At 64.7% G+C, this 16,003-nt stretch carries 18 protein-coding genes and 1 tRNA gene; 10 read left to right on the top strand and 9 right to left on the bottom strand.

The annotated features are described in order from the left end of the window. The first annotated feature begins 15 nt into the window (after positions 1-15). The 4 genes from RT551_RS08565 (at position 16) to RT551_RS08550 (ending at position 2,204) form a co-directional block, all read left to right on the top strand. Complete coding sequence (locus tag RT551_RS08565) at positions 16-732, top strand: AraC family transcriptional regulator (RefSeq protein ID WP_311193843.1); 717 nt, start codon at positions 16-18, stop codon at positions 730-732. A gap of 157 nt (positions 733-889) precedes the next feature. Beyond that, positions 890-1,447 carry a sigma-70 family RNA polymerase sigma factor gene (locus tag RT551_RS08560; RefSeq protein WP_313457502.1) on the top strand — a complete coding sequence of 186 codons (558 nt, stop codon included), beginning with the start codon at positions 890-892 and terminating at the stop codon, positions 1,445-1,447. Beyond that, positions 1,447-1,926 (top strand): hypothetical protein, encoded by a 480-nt coding sequence (locus tag RT551_RS08555; protein ID WP_313457499.1) that lies wholly within the window; start codon positions 1,447-1,449, stop codon positions 1,924-1,926. The genes RT551_RS08560 and RT551_RS08555 overlap by 1 nt, the downstream gene beginning before the upstream one ends. 44 nt (positions 1,927-1,970) lie before the next feature. Then, positions 1,971-2,204, top strand: a complete 234-nt coding sequence (locus RT551_RS08550) for a helix-hairpin-helix domain-containing protein (RefSeq protein WP_313457496.1) — start codon at positions 1,971-1,973, stop codon at positions 2,202-2,204. A gap of 279 nt (positions 2,205-2,483) precedes the next feature. On the opposite strand, the gene RT551_RS08545 is transcribed toward RT551_RS08550, so the two are convergent. Together RT551_RS08545 and RT551_RS08540 are read right to left on the bottom strand one after the other, a co-directional pair. After that, a tRNA-Ser gene (locus tag RT551_RS08545) sits at positions 2,484-2,573 on the bottom strand. Between the two features lie 56 nt (positions 2,574-2,629). Continuing rightward, positions 2,630-3,622 (bottom strand): LysR family transcriptional regulator, encoded by a 993-nt coding sequence (locus RT551_RS08540; RefSeq protein ID WP_017357441.1) that lies wholly within the window; start codon positions 3,620-3,622, stop codon positions 2,630-2,632. A 123-nt stretch (positions 3,623-3,745) separates the two neighbouring features. Between RT551_RS08540 and RT551_RS08535 the strand changes: the two genes are divergently transcribed. Beyond that, a complete protein-coding gene (locus tag RT551_RS08535; protein ID WP_313457492.1) occupies positions 3,746-4,333 on the top strand; it encodes an NAD(P)H-dependent oxidoreductase in 588 nt (195 codons plus the stop codon). Positions 4,334-4,471: 138 nt separating this feature from the next. On the opposite strand, the gene RT551_RS08530 is transcribed toward RT551_RS08535, so the two are convergent. The 3 genes from RT551_RS08530 to serS form a co-directional block, all read right to left on the bottom strand. Then, positions 4,472-5,314 (bottom strand): hypothetical protein, encoded by an 843-nt coding sequence (locus RT551_RS08530; RefSeq protein WP_313457489.1) that lies wholly within the window; start codon positions 5,312-5,314, stop codon positions 4,472-4,474. Between the two features lie 138 nt (positions 5,315-5,452). Next, positions 5,453-6,307 (bottom strand): hypothetical protein, encoded by an 855-nt coding sequence (locus tag RT551_RS08525; protein WP_313457486.1) that lies wholly within the window; start codon positions 6,305-6,307, stop codon positions 5,453-5,455. A gap of 337 nt (positions 6,308-6,644) precedes the next feature. Beyond that, positions 6,645-7,925 (bottom strand): serine--tRNA ligase, encoded by a 1,281-nt coding sequence (serS, locus tag RT551_RS08520; protein ID WP_313457484.1) that lies wholly within the window; start codon positions 7,923-7,925, stop codon positions 6,645-6,647. Positions 7,926-8,037: 112 nt separating this feature from the next. On the opposite strand from serS, the gene RT551_RS08515 reads away from it, so the two are divergent. Further along, complete coding sequence (locus tag RT551_RS08515) at positions 8,038-8,673, top strand: energy transducer TonB (RefSeq protein WP_313457481.1); 636 nt, start codon at positions 8,038-8,040, stop codon at positions 8,671-8,673. Positions 8,674-8,836: 163 nt separating this feature from the next. Further along, the gene (locus tag RT551_RS08510; protein WP_313457478.1) at positions 8,837-9,415 is read left to right on the top strand and encodes an energy transducer TonB; all 579 of its coding nucleotides are present in this window, start codon (positions 8,837-8,839) and stop codon (positions 9,413-9,415) included. Between the two features lie 121 nt (positions 9,416-9,536). Here the strand turns inward: RT551_RS08510 and aroA are convergent, their stop codons facing one another. The 4 genes from aroA to RT551_RS08490 form a co-directional block, all read right to left on the bottom strand. After that, positions 9,537-10,850 (bottom strand): 3-phosphoshikimate 1-carboxyvinyltransferase, encoded by a 1,314-nt coding sequence (gene aroA, locus RT551_RS08505; protein ID WP_313457476.1) that lies wholly within the window; start codon positions 10,848-10,850, stop codon positions 9,537-9,539. A gap of 64 nt (positions 10,851-10,914) precedes the next feature. After that, positions 10,915-12,078: a prephenate dehydratase gene (gene pheA / locus RT551_RS08500; protein ID WP_313457473.1), complete on the bottom strand. Its 1,164-nt coding sequence runs from the start codon at positions 12,076-12,078 to the stop codon at positions 10,915-10,917. Between the two features lie 26 nt (positions 12,079-12,104). Then, a complete protein-coding gene (gene serC / locus RT551_RS08495; protein WP_313457470.1) occupies positions 12,105-13,190 on the bottom strand; it encodes a 3-phosphoserine/phosphohydroxythreonine transaminase in 1,086 nt (361 codons plus the stop codon). 89 nt (positions 13,191-13,279) lie between these two features. Beyond that, complete coding sequence (locus RT551_RS08490) at positions 13,280-14,077, bottom strand: FHA domain-containing protein (RefSeq protein WP_313457467.1); 798 nt, start codon at positions 14,075-14,077, stop codon at positions 13,280-13,282. Positions 14,078-14,194: 117 nt separating this feature from the next. On the opposite strand from RT551_RS08490, the gene RT551_RS08485 reads away from it, so the two are divergent. From RT551_RS08485 to RT551_RS08475, 3 genes are all read left to right on the top strand, one after another. Continuing rightward, complete coding sequence (locus tag RT551_RS08485) at positions 14,195-14,470, top strand: polyhydroxyalkanoic acid system family protein (protein ID WP_313457464.1); 276 nt, start codon at positions 14,195-14,197, stop codon at positions 14,468-14,470. Positions 14,471-14,547: 77 nt separating this feature from the next. Beyond that, the gene (locus tag RT551_RS08480) at positions 14,548-15,039 is read left to right on the top strand and encodes a phasin family protein (RefSeq protein ID WP_313457462.1); all 492 of its coding nucleotides are present in this window, start codon (positions 14,548-14,550) and stop codon (positions 15,037-15,039) included. Positions 15,040-15,321: 282 nt separating this feature from the next. After that, a partial coding sequence (locus tag RT551_RS08475) for a restriction endonuclease (RefSeq protein WP_313457460.1) occupies positions 15,322-16,003 on the top strand: 682 nt, incomplete at its 3' end.

Below are 16,003 nucleotides of genomic sequence, written 5' to 3'. Positions count from 1 at the left end.
TCCAGCAGATCGCCAGTGGATTCGATGGACGTCAACCTTTCCGGCAAAGAAATGCAGTCGTTGTTCGATGAACTCCCTGAAGTGGTGTTCTTCATCAAGGACCAGGAAGGTCGCTACACGCACTGCAACATGACCCTGGTCAGACGCCTCGGGCGCAAGCAGCGCAGCGACGTAATCGGCAGAACACCACTGGAGCTTTTCCCGCTTCCCTTAGGCGGCAGCTACACCATCCAGGACCGCCGCGTGCTGTGTGGCGAGGTGATCGACAACCAGTTGGAAGTACATCTCTACCCCAACCGCATGCCCGGATGGTGCCTCACCTTCAAGCGGCCCGTGTGCAACAGCGAAGACGTGTCCGGAGTGATCGGCATCTCCCGCGACCTGGGGCAGCCGGATAACAAGCACTCCGCCTTCGAGCGCCTGAACCGGGTGCTGGAGCACATGCAGAACCACTACGACGAGCAGTTGCGGGTGCAGGCTTTGGCCAATCTCGCGGAACTTTCCGTGGCGCAACTGGAGCGGCATTTTCGCCGCGTGTTCCAGGTAACGCCGCAGCAGCTGCTGACCAAGCTGAGAATCGAGGCTGCGATGCGGCTGCTGCATGGTGAGGAAAGCATCGCCAGTATCGGGCAGCAATGTGGCTTTGCCGACCAGAGCGCGTTTGCAAGACAGTTCAAAGCAACCGTAGGGATGTCCCCCCGCGACTACCGAGGCATAAAAGGAAAACTGTAGGGACACGCCATGCGTGTCCACACAATCCCCAACCACACGTAGAGCCACGCCCTGCGTGGCTGAACTGCCTGCCCCACGCACCAAACCCCCAAACCCGGCATGAACCTTCCCCACCCCTGATCCGACTACTCCATCAACACATGAAAGGAGCGCGACAGTGGATGCCCCGGGCCAAGCCCCCAACCCGCAAGACACCCTGCTGGTCGTCCGCTGCCAACTAGGCGAACGGGCCGCCTTCGACGCCCTGATCTCCCGCTGGACCCCATCCCTCCACCGCTACGCCCTGAAGCTGGCCCAGGACCGCGACCTGGCTGACGACCTGGTACAGGACGTCTGGCTGAAAGTCCTCCGAGGCCTCGGCCGCCTCCGCGAACCAGAACGCTTCCGCCCTTGGCTGTTCGGCATCGCACACCGCACCTTCGTTGACCGCCTCCGTATTCGTTACGCGCAGCCTGCGGATGCGCACATTGATCTCGATGCCCTGCCCGATCCGAATGCTGGTGAGGATGCGTTTTCGTTACAGCACGCGGTTCACCAAGGCCTGGACGCGCTCCCTGTCACCGAACGCGAAATTCTCACGCTGTTCTATCTGGAGGACATGCCACACGCCGACATCGCGACCGCACTCGCCATCCCGATTGGCACCGTGAAATCACGGCTGCATCGCGCCCGAATTCTGCTGCGTCACCACCTCACTGCACTGGAGACCACCTGATGAACACCACGACTGAGCATGCTGAACTGGAAGCCCGGCTTCGCACGCTTACCCAGCGGACCTTGTCCTCGCCCGCACGCTATTTCCATGTGGCGGTGCTGGTGCTTGCGCTGATCATGTGTACGCTGCTGGGCGCGCTACTGGTCACTGAGACTGGCCTGCCGGGGCGTACGCAGGTGGCCTTCTCGGCCCTGCTGGCGCTTGGAACGGGTTGGGCGGTGTATGCCGGGTGGGCGCTGACCCGCAGGGACACGCTGCTGGTACATCAGCAGGTGGTGGCCGGGTGGATGGCGGTGGGCGGAACCGGGGCGTTCTTTCTGTGTAGTGCGGTTGCGGTTTGGGTTACTAACAGCGCGCTGGCGATGGCAGCGTTTGCTTCCGCTGCAACCCTGCTGGGCGGGGCTGTGTGGCGGCTGGCCCGATCAACACATCGCTTGGGGGAATTGAAAGCTCTGTGCCGGATTTTGGAGCGGACCTGAGCGCGTCGGTTGACACCTGCGCCGCGTGGCCGCGACGATGACGCATGGAATTTTCACCCGATGAACGGCAACGCCTTCTTGAACTAAAAGGCGTCGGCCCCACCGTTATTTCCCGCTTGGAACAGCTTGGGTTCTCAACGCTGCACGAACTGGGTGCGGCAGATGTCAGTGTGATTCTGGAGCAGGCTTCGGCTGCTGTGGGATCCACGTGCTGGAAGAACAGTCCGCAGGCAAGGGCGGCGATTACCGCGGCGGTTGAACTTGGAAAGAAAGGCTAGCGAGCGCTTCATATGCTGACACGCATGGCGTGTCACTACGGCGGATACGCAGAACGCTCCTTTCGGGGCGCTAGGCGTATTTGCTTTACGAACTGATAGTTGGCCGGCGGCCTGGGATTGTTGGGTGCATCCATGCACCCAACCCCTCCGCTGCGCTCCGGGGCCAGCCATTCGGCTGTCCGGATTCGCTCCGGGCGAATCCGTCGAACCCGCGCGGGATCTCTTGCCCACTCTCTCCGCCAGACACAAAAAAGGCCCCAGCGGGGCCTTTTTTGTGTCTGGCGGAGAGAGTGGGATTCGAACCCACGGAAGGTTTGACCCTTCGCCGGTTTTCAAGACCGGTGCCTTAAACCGCTCGGCCATCTCTCCGTTCGGGCGGGCATTCTCGCATTTCCGGGGCAACTTTGCGCGCCCCGGTGGCGCAATCAGCCAGCATCCACCGCCAGAGCCCCGAGGGCGCTGGCCTTGATCTTCTCCTTGGCCCGCTCGCAGGCACCGCCGCAGTCCAGGCGCGAGGCCTCCAGCTGGGGCGGCAGGTGCTCGGCCAGGAAGTCGATGAACACCCGCACCGCCGGCAGCAGGCCGCGACGCGAGGCGAAGACGGCGTGGCAGATGCCCTGCGGCAGCGACCAGTCCGGCAGCACCACTTCCAGCTCGCCATTGCGCACGGCTTCGGCGCAGACGGTTTCCGGCAGCATGGTGATGCCGAAGCCGTCCTTGACCATGCTCTGCAGCAGCGGGAAGTCGAAGCCGGCCACGCGCGGCTGCAGGTCCACGCGACGCACCGCGCCTTCCGGGCCATGCAGTTCCCAGCGCTGACGGGCTTCGTCTTCGCTGATGCTCAGGGTGACGTGGTTGGCCAGTTCATCCGGGTCCTTGGGGCGGCCGGCGCGGTCGAGGTATTTGGGGCTGGCGACCAGCAGTTCCTGCACCTGGCCGAAGCTGCGCATCACCAGGCTGCCGTCGTCATCCAGGCGCGAACGCACGCGCAGGGCGACGTCATAGCCTTCGTTGATGATGTCGACGCGGCGGTTGCTGATGTTCAGCTGCAGCCGCACCTTCGGGTACTGGGCGAGGAACTTCGGCAGAAGCTTGGGTAACTGCATCTGCGCCAGCGATACCGGCACGCTGGCGCGGACCACGCCGCGCGGCTCGGCGCTGAGGCGGTCCACCACCTCGCGCGCGGCCTGGGCTTCGGCCAGCATGGTCTGGGCGTGGCGGTGCACGCTGGTGCCAACGTCGGTGACCGCAAAGCGGCGCGTGGAGCGCTGCAGCAGGCGCACACCCAGGTCGGTTTCCAGCTGGCTGATACGGCGGCTCAGGCGGGACTTCGGGATGCCCAGGGCGCGTTCGGCGGCGGCGAATCCGCCGTGGTCCACCACCATGGCAAAGTAATAGAGGTCGTTCAGGTCGTGCATGACGGCAGTTCCACTCATAGAACAATACGTGGCATTCAACCACCTTTATTCCAAATTGGCAACAACCTATCGTTCTCTCCGTCGGCGGCACGACCGCCTCCTCCCAGAATATAGGTAACTGCCATGAAGCTTCTGCACCTCGACGCCAGCGTCCTTGGCGACAACTCGGTTTCCCGTCAGCTGTCTGCGGCTGTCGTCGCACGATTCAATGAGACGGTCGAATCGCTGGATGTGACCTACCGCGACCTGGACCAGAACCCGATTCCGCACCTGACCAGCCGTTCGCTGGCCCAGGCGGATGCCGCCGAGGCAACCGAAGCCGAAGTCATCATGCAGCAGTTCCTGGCTGCGGACGTGATTGTTATCGGCGCGCCGATGTACAACTTCAGCATTCCGTCGACGTTGAAGGCCTGGATTGACCGCGTGGCGGTGGCCGGGCGCACCTTCAAGTACACCGAGAACGGCCCGGTCGGCCTGGCCGGTGGCAAGCGGGTGATCATCGCCAGTGCACGTGGCGGCATCTACACCGATTCGCCGGCGGACTTCCAGGAACCGTTCCTGCGCCAGGTGTTCGCGTTCATGGGCATCAACGACGTGGAATTTGTTCGCGCTGAAGGCATTGCCTATTCGCCGAAGCACCGCGAAGACGCGATTGCGGCTGCGCTGGCCAGCCTGCCGGCCGCCGAGTTTGAAGAAGTGGCTGAGGCCTGACGTCTCCCCACGGCAGGCGTTGGTCCTCGTCGGACGCCCTGCCGGGGCCGGAACTCCCCTCCCCCTTCCGGCCCACCCTGCGGCCCCGCTTTTTGCGGGGCCGTTTCTTTTCTTGGGGCAGCCACGCAGGGCGTGGCTCTACGTTTTTGCTGGCGGTACTACGTCGTTCCTGCCAAGGGCTATGTATGTGCCCCAGTCCCCCTCCTCGTTCGGCGGAGGCAACATCGTCACATTGAGAAGGAAACTAACGAACACTTTGGTGTAGCCGTCCTCGAATGGCTGGGTCAGGTACGATCGAGGAATCTCGACGATCTGCGCTCCGTCGCCGACAGTGTCCAGTGGAACATTGACGGTCAGAACGGGATTCGCATGCCCGTCCCAACCGGCAAACACCATGATGAGTAACAGAGGTTCGTGGAACGATTCCAGATTGCGGATGCGATCCATCGTGAGTTTGATCTTTTCTGGAAGCAGGGCCGGATCCATCGGTTCACCGTAACCCACGCCTTCGATCTGCAGCGGAGCAATCTCCAGCGGCGGATGTACGCGGAACGACGTCCCCGGTCCAGGAACCCGTGTTCCGTCTGGCCATTCCACGTCGTAATCGACCTTCATCTGCTTGCCAATGGCGGCCAGCATCCATTCCTGGGGCAGGAAAAAGGCGACGTCGGGCTCTATCCCCACAAACTCGACCGACTCCTCGTGCTGGTCGCCCCCCTCAACTTCGATCCGCAGATGGAATGTCGATCCGGATGGCGTGGACTGGGTATCGATCCAGACAGAACATGAGCCACCGTCCAACACGATTTCACTCGGAACAAGTAGTCCCCACGGCACCGCGGCCAGCACTTCCCTCCATGCATGCCCCGGGGCGTCACTCAAAAACAAACGTACCGGTGCCAGCGGCTCCTGCGTCCGGCGCGATTTGTATCGCAGTGCCGGATTTCTACTCAAACGTACGAGCGACTTGGTCATCTTCATGATGCGTACTCCAGTCAAGTGATTGACTGCAGGACGTCGCCCCCGACGTGCTGAGTTTGAGGGAGTCGGGTTAGCGGTGTGTGAATCGTGGTGGCCCGGGACGGCATTGTCCCGGGGCGTGGCTCCGAAGTCTTGCGTCTAAGCAAGCCCCGCTTGAGGCGGCAACACCTTGTTTCGTCCTATGAGAGTGTGGACTCCCCAATTGTCTGTCGAATTGGGCGGGGGCAACATCGTCCACCGCACATATATCGCAACGTCTACATCCGTGTAACCGTAATACAGATAAGGCCCGGTCAACCACGTTCGAATCACCGGCAGGATCTGCGCTTCATCGCCCACGCCTTCCAGATCGAAGTGGTAATCCAGGTGTGGTCCATACCATCCGTCGGGGTCCACCCCACTGACAATGAAGCGCATCCGCGCGCCGTGGAAGTTTTCCAGATTGCGAATGCGCTCCACCGTCATGTTGAAAGTTTCGGGCAGCTGATCCGTATCGATGTCTTCGCCATATTCAACCCCTTCGATCTGGATGGGGGATATCTCCAACGCCGGAAGGATCCGGAATGACATGCCAGGCCCCTCAACCCGGGAACCGTCGGGCCGTTGTACTTCGTAGCCCAGCGTCACATTCTTTGCCATCGCGGCACTCATCCACTCTTGAGGCAGAAAGAAGATGAGAGCGGGTTCCGTCCCTATGTAGGGCAGCGACTGCTCATGTCGGTCGCCCCCATCTGCTTCGAAGTGTAGAAAGAATGTCGATCCGGGAGGCGAAGTCTGAGGGTCGATCCGGATGGAGGTGGAGCCCCTATCCACAACCGTTTCGCCGGGAACCAGCAATCCCCAGCCCTCCGCAGGCAGAACCTCTCTTGCCGAGAAGGCGGGCTCGCGTTGTGCGAAGAGCCGCATGGGACTGAGCGGTTCCCGAACCCTGCTGAGCTGGAAGTGTCTCGCTGGATCCCCACTGAAACGCACAAGCGACTTGGGCATCTTCATGGTGTCTACTCCAGTCAATGGAATGACTGCAGGACGTCGCCCCCGACCAGCGGAATTTGCGGGGCTGTGGGTTAGCGCCGGGTGAAGTGCATGTTCCGTGGAAAGCCCCAGCCACGCATGGCGTGGCTCTACGGGCAATGCGTCGATTGGTCAGACCACGCAATGTTGCGACCAATGGCGCGTCGATGGGTCCGACCGTCCGTCGTTGCGAGCAACGGTGCGTGGATTGTTCAGGCCACACGTCGTTACGCCAAACGCAACGTAGAGCCACGCCCTGCGTGGCTGCACCGGCTGGATGCCGCACAAAAAACCCGCCTTGCGGCGGGTTCCTCATGCATCAGGCGATGGTATCCAAGCCACCCATATAAGGCTTCAACACGTCCGGCACGGTAATGCTGCCATCGGCATTCTGGTAGTTCTCCATCACCGCAATCATCGCGCGACCGACCGCCACGCCCGAACCGTTGAGCGTGTGCAGCAGTTCCGGCTTGCCGGTTTCCGGGTTGCGCCAGCGGGCTTGCATGCGGCGGGCCTGGAAGTCGCCGCAGTTGGAGCACGACGAGATTTCGCGGTAGGTGTCCTGCGAGGGCAGCCACACTTCCAGGTCGTAGGTCTTGATGGCCGAGAACCCCATATCGCCGGTGCACAGCAGCACCTTGCGGTACGGCAGGCCCAGCTTTTCCAGCACCACTTCGGCGGCGCGGGTCATGCGCTGGTGCTCGGCCTCGCTGTCGGCGGGCGCACACACGGTGACCAGTTCCACCTTCTCGAACTGGTGCTGGCGGATCATGCCGCGCACGTCGCGGCCACCGCTGCCGGCTTCGGCGCGGAAGCACAGCGAATGGGCGGTCATGCGCTGCGGCAGGTTTTCGGCGTCCACGATCTCGTCGCGCACGATATTGGTCAGCGACACTTCCGAGGTCGGAATCAGGTAACGCGGCGACTCGCCCACGGCAGTCTTGAACAGGTCGTCCTCGAACTTCGGCAGCTGGCCGGTGCCACGCAGCGATTCCGGGTTGACCAGCACCGGCACGTTGGTTTCATCGAAACCGTGTTCACCGGTGTGCAGGTCCAGCATGAACTGGGCCAGCGCGCGGTGCAGACGGGCAATCGGGCCGCGCAGCACGGTGAAGCGCGAGCCGGACAGCTTGGCACCGGCTTCGGCGTCCAGGCGCTGGTGGCGCGCACCGAGTTCCACGTGGTCGAGCACCTGGAAATCGAACGTACGCGGGGTGCCCCAGCGGTGCTGCTCGACGTTCTCGCTTTCATCCTTGCCCAGCGGCACGTCATCAGACGGCACGTTGGGAATGCCCATGGCGATGGCTTCGATCTTCTCGCGCAGTTCGTCCAGGGCCACTTCCGAGGCCTTCAGCTCGTCGGCGAAGGCGGCGACCTCGGCCATGATGGCGGAGACGTCTTCGCCCTTGGCCTTGGCCTGGCCGATGGCCTTGGAGCGGCTGTTGCGCAGGCTCTGCAGTTCCTGGGTGCGCACCTGGATGCGCTTGCGGTCGGCCTCCAGAGACGCCAGCCCGGACACGTCCAGCTCGAAGCCGCGCGAGGCGCGCAGGCGGTCGGCAAGGTCGGCGGGGTTCTGGCGCAGCAGGGCTGGATCGAGCATGGCAGTCGGTTGGTTACAGGGTTGGAGGGGGATTATCGCCTGTTATGCACTTTTCTGCCGCCCGGTTCATATCCGGCGTGGCAGAATCGGGGTGTTCACACCGGTATGGCCCATGTCTGCGTCCCGTTCCTCCTCTGGCAAGACCCTGACCCTGCACCTGCCCCCGCACAGCCTGAAGATCGCCGGCGTCGCCTTTGGCGTGGGCATCCTGCTGTTCGTGGCGGTGTGGGCCGGTAACCGAAAAAAGGACTTCTACACCGCGGGCCCGACCCCGACTCCGCAGCAGGTGGCCGAGGTGGAGCCCCTGCCCGAGCCCTTGGCGGCCGCCGCGGGTTCCAGCGACATGCCCGATGCCAAGTCCCTGCCGGCCGAGGAAGAAAAGCCGCAGCTGGTGGAAACCGCGCCCCCGCCGCCGACCGAAGCCCCCGCCCCGCTGCCCGAGACCGCCGCACCGCAGCAGCCTATGGCGGCGGGTGACCGTCCGCAGCCGATCGCCGACCAGTCACCGCCGCCGACCTACCCGCCCGCCGCGCTGCGCCGTGGCGACAGCGGCAGCGTCGTCGTACGCGTGGATGTGGACGCCACCGGCATGCCGTTCAACGCAACCATCGTGCAGCGCAGTGGCTCGCGCGATCTCGACCGCGCCGCCGTCGATGCGGTACGCCGCTGGCGCTTCATGCCGGCACAGAGCAATGGCCAGGCGGTGCCGGGCAGCATTGAAGTGCCGTTTGATTTCAAAGCGGAGTGAAACTCCGCGGGCCGATTCATCGCCGCGTCATGCCCATGTGCAGGCGCGGCTCATCTAGCTGAACCTCAATGGGAATGCAGTCGCCGCGTTGACGTCGCGGTGACACCCACGCAACCGGAAGCGGGCAAGACTGCGGACGTCAACTCGACACGAGGAGTCCGCCATGAGTGTTACCCATGCCCACGACATGCACAGCTCGCCGCAGCAGCAGCGCGACATCACCGATGATCCGTCGCGCCGCCGCGCTTCTCCCTGGCTGTGGATGGCGCTGATTGTGGCGATGTTTGCCGCTGCCCTGGTGTGGCTGCGCTATGCCAATCCGACTGACACCATGACCGCACCGGTGGGCCAGCGCATGCTGCCGGCCACCGAGACCCCGGTCGCCACCACGCCGGCCCCGGCCGCACAGCGCCAGGCCGCACCGGCCACCAGTGAGCGTCGCGCCGTGCCCGCCGTGCGCAACCGTGATGCGCGTCCGCTGGCCAGCAATGCCAAGCCGGATTACCCGGCCAGTGCGCTGCGTAACGGTTCTGAGGGCAGCGTGGTGGCCAGCCTGAACGTGGATACCCGTGGCCAGGTAACCGATGCCAGCATCGTGCAGCGCACCGGTTCGCGTGACCGTGATCTGGATCGTGCCGTGCTGAGCACCGTGCGTGACTGGAAGTTCGAGCCGGCCATGCAGAACGGTCGTGCCGTGGCCAGCGTGGTGCGCGTGCCGGTGGATTTCCGTACGCAGCGCTAAGCTGACGGGAAAGGTGTAAAGAGAAACGGGGCCAATGGCCCCGTTTCTTTTGGTTACGGCCTTGCCGGGCATGGCCCGGCACTACATGCTGCGTAGCGACGGGCCATGCCCGTCGGCGCGATCACGCCACCGCCAACCCGAATCCTGCCCCGGTCGCCAAGCCATCAAAATCCGGGAACGATGTCGCCACATTGGCAATGTCATTCACCCGCACTTCGCCGCTGCTGAGCTGCCCGGCAATCGCAAACGCCATCGCAATGCGGTGATCGCCGTGGCTTTCGATGGTGCCGCTGCCCAGCACACCACCGCCGTGAATGGTGGCCCCGTCTTCGGTTTCATCCACCTGCACGCCCAGCGCGCGCAGGCCGGTGGCCATCGCGGCCAGACGGTCCGATTCCTTGACCCGCAGCTCGGCCGCACCGGTCACCACGGTGTTGCCCTGCGCCGCCGCAGCGGCGACGAACAGCGCCGGGAACTCGTCGATCATGTCCGGCACCAGCGCCTCGGGAATCTGCGCGCCGTGCAGCGGCGCATAACGCACCACCAGATCGGCCACGGCCTCCCCGCCCTGCTCGGCGTGGTTTTCCTCGGTGATGTCCGCGCCCATCAGGCGCAGCGCCGACAGCAGACCGGTGCGACGCGGGTTCAGGCCGACCTGACGCAGGCGCAGTTCCGAACCCGGAATGATGCTGGCGGCGACCAGGAAGAACGCCGCCGAAGAAAAGTCCGCAGGCACTGCGATGTCGGTCGCGCGCAGGCGCTGGCCACCACGCAGGCGCGCCTTGCCGGGCGAGAACTCAATGTCCACGCCGAAGGCACGCAGCATGCGCTCGCTGTAGTCGCGAGTGGGATGCGGCTCGGTCACGGCGGTTTCGCCCTGCGCATACAGGCCGGCCAGCAGCACGGCCGACTTGACCTGCGCGCTGGCCACCGGCGACACGAAATCAATGCCGTGCAGCGCCTGGCCGCCGTGCACGCGCAGCGGCGGGGTGCCGTCCGCTTCGGTGTCGATCTTCGCGCCCATCTGCGCGAGCGGGCCGGTGACGCGGCGCATCGGGCGCCGCGACAACGATTCATCACCCACCATCACCGAATCAAACGGCTGTGCCGCCAGCAGGCCCGCCAACAGGCGCATGCCGGTACCGGCGTTGCCGCAGTCCAGCGGCGCGGACGGAGCCTTCAGGCCATCCACGCCCACGCCATGCACCACGCGCTGCGACGGTGACGGGGTTTCAATGCGCACCCCCAACTGGCTGAAAATCGCCGCAGTGGCACGGGTGTCTTCACCTTCCAGGAAGCCGTCAATGTGCGACACCCCGTCGGCCAGCGCGGCAAACATCACCGCGCGATGGGACACGGATTTGTCGCCGGGAATGGTCAGGCTGCCCTGCAGGGGCTGGCCCTTGCGGGCGATCCAGGAAGCGGAAGCGGTCATCGAAGAATCCTGTAAGGCCGCCCCGATGGGCGGCAGTCGTGCGAAATTCGTTGGAAGCGGAGAATCAGGGCACAGCGACCGGGTACGAACCCAGCACCTTGATCTGCGCCGAATGCGCCTTGAGTTCGGCCAGCGCGGCCTGCATCGCTTCGTCTTCGACATGGCCTGCCAGGTCGATGAAGAAGCCGTATTCCCACTTGGCGTTGTGCGACGGACGCGACTCGATGCGGTTCATGCTGATGCCGTGGCGGGCAAACGGGCTGAGCACGTCGAACAGCGCGCCGGGCTTGTCGTGGATGAACACCAGCACCGAAGTGCGGTCATGGCCGGAGCCGGGGAAGATGTTGCGGCCGATCACCAGGAAGCGCGTGGTGTTGTCGGCGTCGTTCTGGATCGGCTTGGTGACGACCTTCTTCAGACCGTACACATGACCGGCGCTTTCCCCGCCGATGGCGGCGGCGTCATCGGCATTGCGTGCGCGGCGCGCGCCTTCGGCATTGCTGGACACCGGAATCTTCTCGGCCTTGGGCAGGTTGGCGCGCAGCCACGACGAGGTCTGCATGAACGACTGCGGGTGACCGTACACGCGCTCGACATCTTCCAGCCGGCCGCTGCGCGACATCAGGTACTGCTGCACGCGCAGCTCCACCTCACCGCAGATCTTCAGGTTGGAGGTGAGGAACATGTCCAGGGTGATCTGAATCGTGCCCTGCCCGGAGTTTTCCACCGGCACCACGCCGAAATCGGCATTGCCGGCTTCCACTTCCTGGAACACTTCTTCAATGCTGGCCAGCGGCAGGCCCAGCGCCGAGCGGCCGAAGTGCTTGAGCACGGCCTGCTGGCTGAAGGTGCCTTCCGGGCCGAGGTAGCCGATTTTCAGCGGCTCCTGCTGGGCCAGGCAGGCCGACATGATTTCGCGGAACACGTGCACCAGCAGTTCGTCGCTGAGCGGCCCCTCGTTGCGGTCCACCACCATGCGCAGCACCTGCGCTTCGCGCTCGGGGCGGTAGTAATCCACGGCGGCGGCCAGCTTGCCCTTGGCCTTGCCGACCTGATGGGCGAACTGCGCGCGCTCGGCGATCAGCGACTGGATGCTGCGGTCGATCTGATCGATCTTGGCGCGCACATCCGAAAGCACCGGTGCGGCGACTGCGGGAGAGGTCTCAGCCTTGGCCTTCTTCGCCGGTTTGACGGCGGCGGCCTTGGGCTTGGCGGGTTTGTTGGCCATATCGGCTCCAGGTAAAAACGAATGCGTCAGCCGTTGCGCTGCTGGAAATCGCGCATGAAGGCCACCAGGGCCTGCGCGCCTTCCACCGGCATGGCGTTGTACAGCGAAGCACGGATGCCACCCACGGTTTTGTGGCCCTTCAGCGCCAGCAGGCCGGCGGCCTTGGACTCGCCGACGAAGCGTGCGGTGAGGGTTTCATCCGACAGGAAGAACGGAATGTTCATGCGCGAACGCACCGCCGGCACCACCTCGTTGCGGTAGAAGCCGCCCGAGGCATCGATGGCGTCGTACACCAGCGCGGCCTTGGTCGCATTGCGGCGGGCGAACTCCTCCACCCCGCCCTGCGCCAGCATCCACTGGAACATCAGCCCGGCCAGGTACCAGTTCCAGGTTGGCGGCGTGTTGAGCATGGAATCGCGCGCCACGTGCGAGCGGTAATCGAAGATGTCCGCGCGCGGCTGGCCGGCACGTTCCAGCAGGTCGCGGCGCACGATCACCACCGACACACCGACCGGGCCCAGGTTCTTCTGCGCACCGGCGTAGATCAGGCCATAGCGCGAGACGTCGATCGGCTCGCTGGCGATGGACGAGCTGAAGTCGGCAAACAGCGGCAGGTTGCCGACATCCGGGGTGTCGCGGAACTCCACGCCATGAATGGTTTCATTGGCGGTGATGTGCACGAAGGCGGCATCGGGCGACAGCTGCCAGCTGCTGCGAGCGGGAATGTCATGGAAGCCACCGGCTTCGCTGCTGGCCGCCACGTGCGGGCGGACGTAGTGCCCGACCTGCTTGATTGCGGTTTTGCCCCAGTGGCCGGTCACCACGTAATCGCAGGTCTGACCGGGTGCGGCGAAGTTCAGCGCCAGCAGCGCCTGCTGGGTGGTGGCCCCGCCGGCCAGGAACAGCACGGCATAGTCATCGGGGATGCCGATCAGGGTGCGCAGGTCGGCTTCAGCTTGGGCGGCCACGGCCATGAATTCCGGGCCACGGTGGCTCATCTCCACGATGGAGGCCCCGGCACCGTTCCATTCCAACATTTCCGCCTGCGCCTGGCGCAGGACCGATTCCGGCAGGGTTGCGGGGCCGGCACTGAAATTGAACGCGCGCGTCATGTCACACCTATGGGGCAAGACCCCTAGTATGCCGCAGCGCACCAGCGTTTAGGCCTTGCCGCACAAGGCGAAATTGGTTGCGTTTGAATCTATCGCGCGCCGAACAGCAACAACAGGCTGATCACACCGCCGAGCAACAGCGCACTACCCAGCAGCCACGGCCAGCGACTCACCCGGCGCGGCACCGTCGGTGCCTCCTCCGCCGCCACCGGCTCAATATCGTCCTCTTCCTCGCGGACTACCCGCTTGCTGCTGTCGTGCGGCACTTCCAGCACGAAGCGGTGCTGGGTGTCGAACACCAGCTGGTCGCCGGGCTGCAGCCAGCAGTGGCGCACACTGACGCCATTGACCCGGGTCGACTCGCCTGACCCGAGGTCGCGCAGCAGCAGGCGCTCGCCATGTCGCTCCAACCGGGCGTGCTGCTCGGCAAAGGCCGGGTCGTCGATCAGGATGTCCGACTCCGCACCGCGCCCGATCACCCGGGGGCGGTCCAGGGTGAAGCTTCGGCCATGATGCTGACCGCCAACACCGCGCAGCAGGCGCGGGTCTTCGCCCTGTTCGTCGCTGCGCGCCGGCGCGTGCTGCAGCGCCTCGCACGGCCCTTGGATCAGCATTTCCACGCCGTCGGCATAGACCGCGTCACCCGGACGCAGCAGCGCCATGCGCCGCACCGGCCGCCCGTTGACGTGGATGCCGCGCATGCCGTTGGCCACCTGCAGCCACAGGCCGCGGTCGTCCAGGCAGAACTGGGCCAGCAAAAGCGTGCCCACGGCCTCGCCACCCAGCCGGACACTGCCGGAGGCGTGGCGCACGATCCGTTGCACCCCGGGCCGCAGCGGCTGGTCGGGGTGTTGGCGTTGGGTGAAGTGAACTAGCAGGTTCTGCACGCGGCGCAGCCTATCAGGTTGCCTGTCCGGGAAGAAGAAGTGTGACGCGCCTCTTGGCGGGATGGCTGACCCTGCGCACAATGCAGACCCTTCCCCGCCCACCTGCCAGGAGCACACATGTCCAGGATCGATATCACCCATGCCCACAGCCTCAGCGGCGATGCCGCACGTCACGCCATCGACGCCATGGCCGCCAAGCTGACCGAGAAGTTCCAGGTGCGCAGCAGTTGGGCCGGTGACGTCCTGAGCCTCAGCGGCTCCGGCGTGGAAGGCGCGATCAAGCTGGTACCGGGTGCGGTCAACGTGGTGGCGGAGCTGAGCTTTCCGGTCTCGATGATGAAAGGCATGGTGGAAGACCAGATCAAGAGTGTGCTGAAGGAAAAGCTGGGCTGAACCAGCGCCGCGCCATCACGCCGCTCAACGGTGGGGCTGGCTAGGATCAAGGGGTGGCCACTCACAGGAATCGCCCCATGACCTCACACGACGACTTCGATGACCGCAGCACCGACGAAAAGCCTTCGCTGCAGGACCAGGCCGAGCGCTTCTCGCGCAAACTGACCGACTCGGCCCAGCAGGTCTGGCTGGCCGGTCTTGGCGCGTTCGGTCGCGCGCAGGCCGAGGGCAGCCGCTTCTTCGACAACCTGGTCAAGGAAGGCGAAGCCATCGACGCCCGCAATCGCGAGCGCACGGGTGACGCCCCGCGCTGGCGCGACAACGTGGAAGAGCAGCTGGGCGAGGCCCGCGAGAAGGCCGCCGGCACCTGGGACAAGGTCGAGAAAGCCTTCGATGACCGCGTCCAGGGCGTACTCAAGCGCCTGCACATCCCCACCGGCGAAGAGGTGGCGGCACTGAACGCCCGAATCGACGCGCTCAATGCCCGTTTGAACCGGGCCGAAGCCCGCGCAGCCTCACCCAGCGACGATCCGGCCCCGGGTTCGCATCAATCGCCGGGCGGAGCCTGACCGCGCGCCATACGCCGACGGATTGAATTGTTGCAAAGCAGCAGAAGTTTGTTGACAATCGAACGCGACCCGCCAATCCCAGTGCTTGCCGATTGTTCCCTCCCCTCTCGGCTCCGGATTGGCGGGTTTTTTGTTGCCTGCCGAAAAGCGCGGCACAAAGTGAGACATTCGTCACCCGGGGTGCCGAAGCCGGTCTAAAAAAACCGAAAACGACACCACGCAGACGGCGGCGGGCGCATATACACTGTCCCGACGCACTCCGTGTTCATTCTCTAGCACCTCATGTTCTCCTGGATTCTGGCTCTGCTGTTGGCCCTCGTCGTCTGGTCCCTGGCGACCGCCTACTTCTGGCTGGTCAAACGCCGCCGCAAGGAGGTCAAGCTCGGGCTGAACGCCTTGGCGGGCATGCATTGGCGGGACTTTTCCGAGATCGTCAAACGCGCCATGCGTGAACAGCGCGGCCTGGTCGACGTGCCCGATGAAGACGAAGACCACCGCGAGCCGCGCAGCGACTTCCTGATGGAAGACCCGCAGCACAAGCGATGGCTGCTGGCCTGCAAGCATGGCCTGGCGTATCGCATCGGCCCGGCGGCAGTGAACGAACTGGGCACGGCCGCGCGTCTGGCCGGGGCCAAGGGCGGCATCCTGATCACCGAAGGCCAGGTCCAGCGCGACGGCCGTGCCGCGGCTGAAAAGCAGGGCGTGGAGGTACTGGACGGCCAGTCGCTGTGGCCGATGCTGATTCCCTACCTGCCCGGCGACATGGAGTCGGCGGTGAAGAAGGCAGCGCGGCGCGAGGCCGTGCGGCGCATTTCCATTGCCGCGCTGGGGTCGCTGACCCTTGGGCTGCTGGTGGGGATGAGCTACCTGACTACGCGTGTGGACGACAGTCCGGCGGCTCCGGCTCCGGTGCAGGCCAGCGCGCCTGCGGCTGCAGCGCCGGTCGGCACCGCCCCGGCCGCGC

The sequence above is a fragment of the Stenotrophomonas sp. genome, assembly GCF_032103445.1.
Taxonomy (GTDB): Bacteria; Pseudomonadota; Gammaproteobacteria; order Xanthomonadales; family Xanthomonadaceae; genus Stenotrophomonas.
Note: the sequence above shows the minus strand (reverse complement) of the source record. Positions and strands in the feature narration are given on the sequence as shown.

Bases quoted from the DNA above. Each gene is read 5' to 3' on its own strand.
- RT551_RS08555 (WP_313457499.1), top strand. From the start codon at position 1,447: ATGAACACCACGACTGAGCATGCTGAACTGGAAGCCCGGCTTCGCACG.
- RT551_RS08550 (WP_313457496.1), top strand. From the start codon at position 1,971: ATGGAATTTTCACCCGATGAACGGCAACGCCTTCTTGAACTAAAAGGC.
- RT551_RS08540 (WP_017357441.1), bottom strand. From the start codon at position 3,622: ATGCACGACCTGAACGACCTCTATTACTTTGCCATGGTGGTGGACCAC.
- RT551_RS08535 (WP_313457492.1), top strand. From the start codon at position 3,746: ATGAAGCTTCTGCACCTCGACGCCAGCGTCCTTGGCGACAACTCGGTT.
- RT551_RS08530 (WP_313457489.1), bottom strand. From the start codon at position 5,314: ATGAAGATGACCAAGTCGCTCGTACGTTTGAGTAGAAATCCGGCACTG.
- RT551_RS08525 (WP_313457486.1), bottom strand. From the start codon at position 6,307: ATGAAGATGCCCAAGTCGCTTGTGCGTTTCAGTGGGGATCCAGCGAGA.
- serS (WP_313457484.1), bottom strand. From the start codon at position 7,925: ATGCTCGATCCAGCCCTGCTGCGCCAGAACCCCGCCGACCTTGCCGAC.
- RT551_RS08515 (WP_313457481.1), top strand. From the start codon at position 8,038: ATGTCTGCGTCCCGTTCCTCCTCTGGCAAGACCCTGACCCTGCACCTG.
- RT551_RS08510 (WP_313457478.1), top strand. From the start codon at position 8,837: ATGAGTGTTACCCATGCCCACGACATGCACAGCTCGCCGCAGCAGCAG.
- aroA (WP_313457476.1), bottom strand. From the start codon at position 10,850: ATGACCGCTTCCGCTTCCTGGATCGCCCGCAAGGGCCAGCCCCTGCAG.
- pheA (WP_313457473.1), bottom strand. From the start codon at position 12,078: ATGGCCAACAAACCCGCCAAGCCCAAGGCCGCCGCCGTCAAACCGGCG.
- serC (WP_313457470.1), bottom strand. From the start codon at position 13,190: ATGACGCGCGCGTTCAATTTCAGTGCCGGCCCCGCAACCCTGCCGGAA.
- RT551_RS08485 (WP_313457464.1), top strand. From the start codon at position 14,195: ATGTCCAGGATCGATATCACCCATGCCCACAGCCTCAGCGGCGATGCC.
- RT551_RS08480 (WP_313457462.1), top strand. From the start codon at position 14,548: ATGACCTCACACGACGACTTCGATGACCGCAGCACCGACGAAAAGCCT.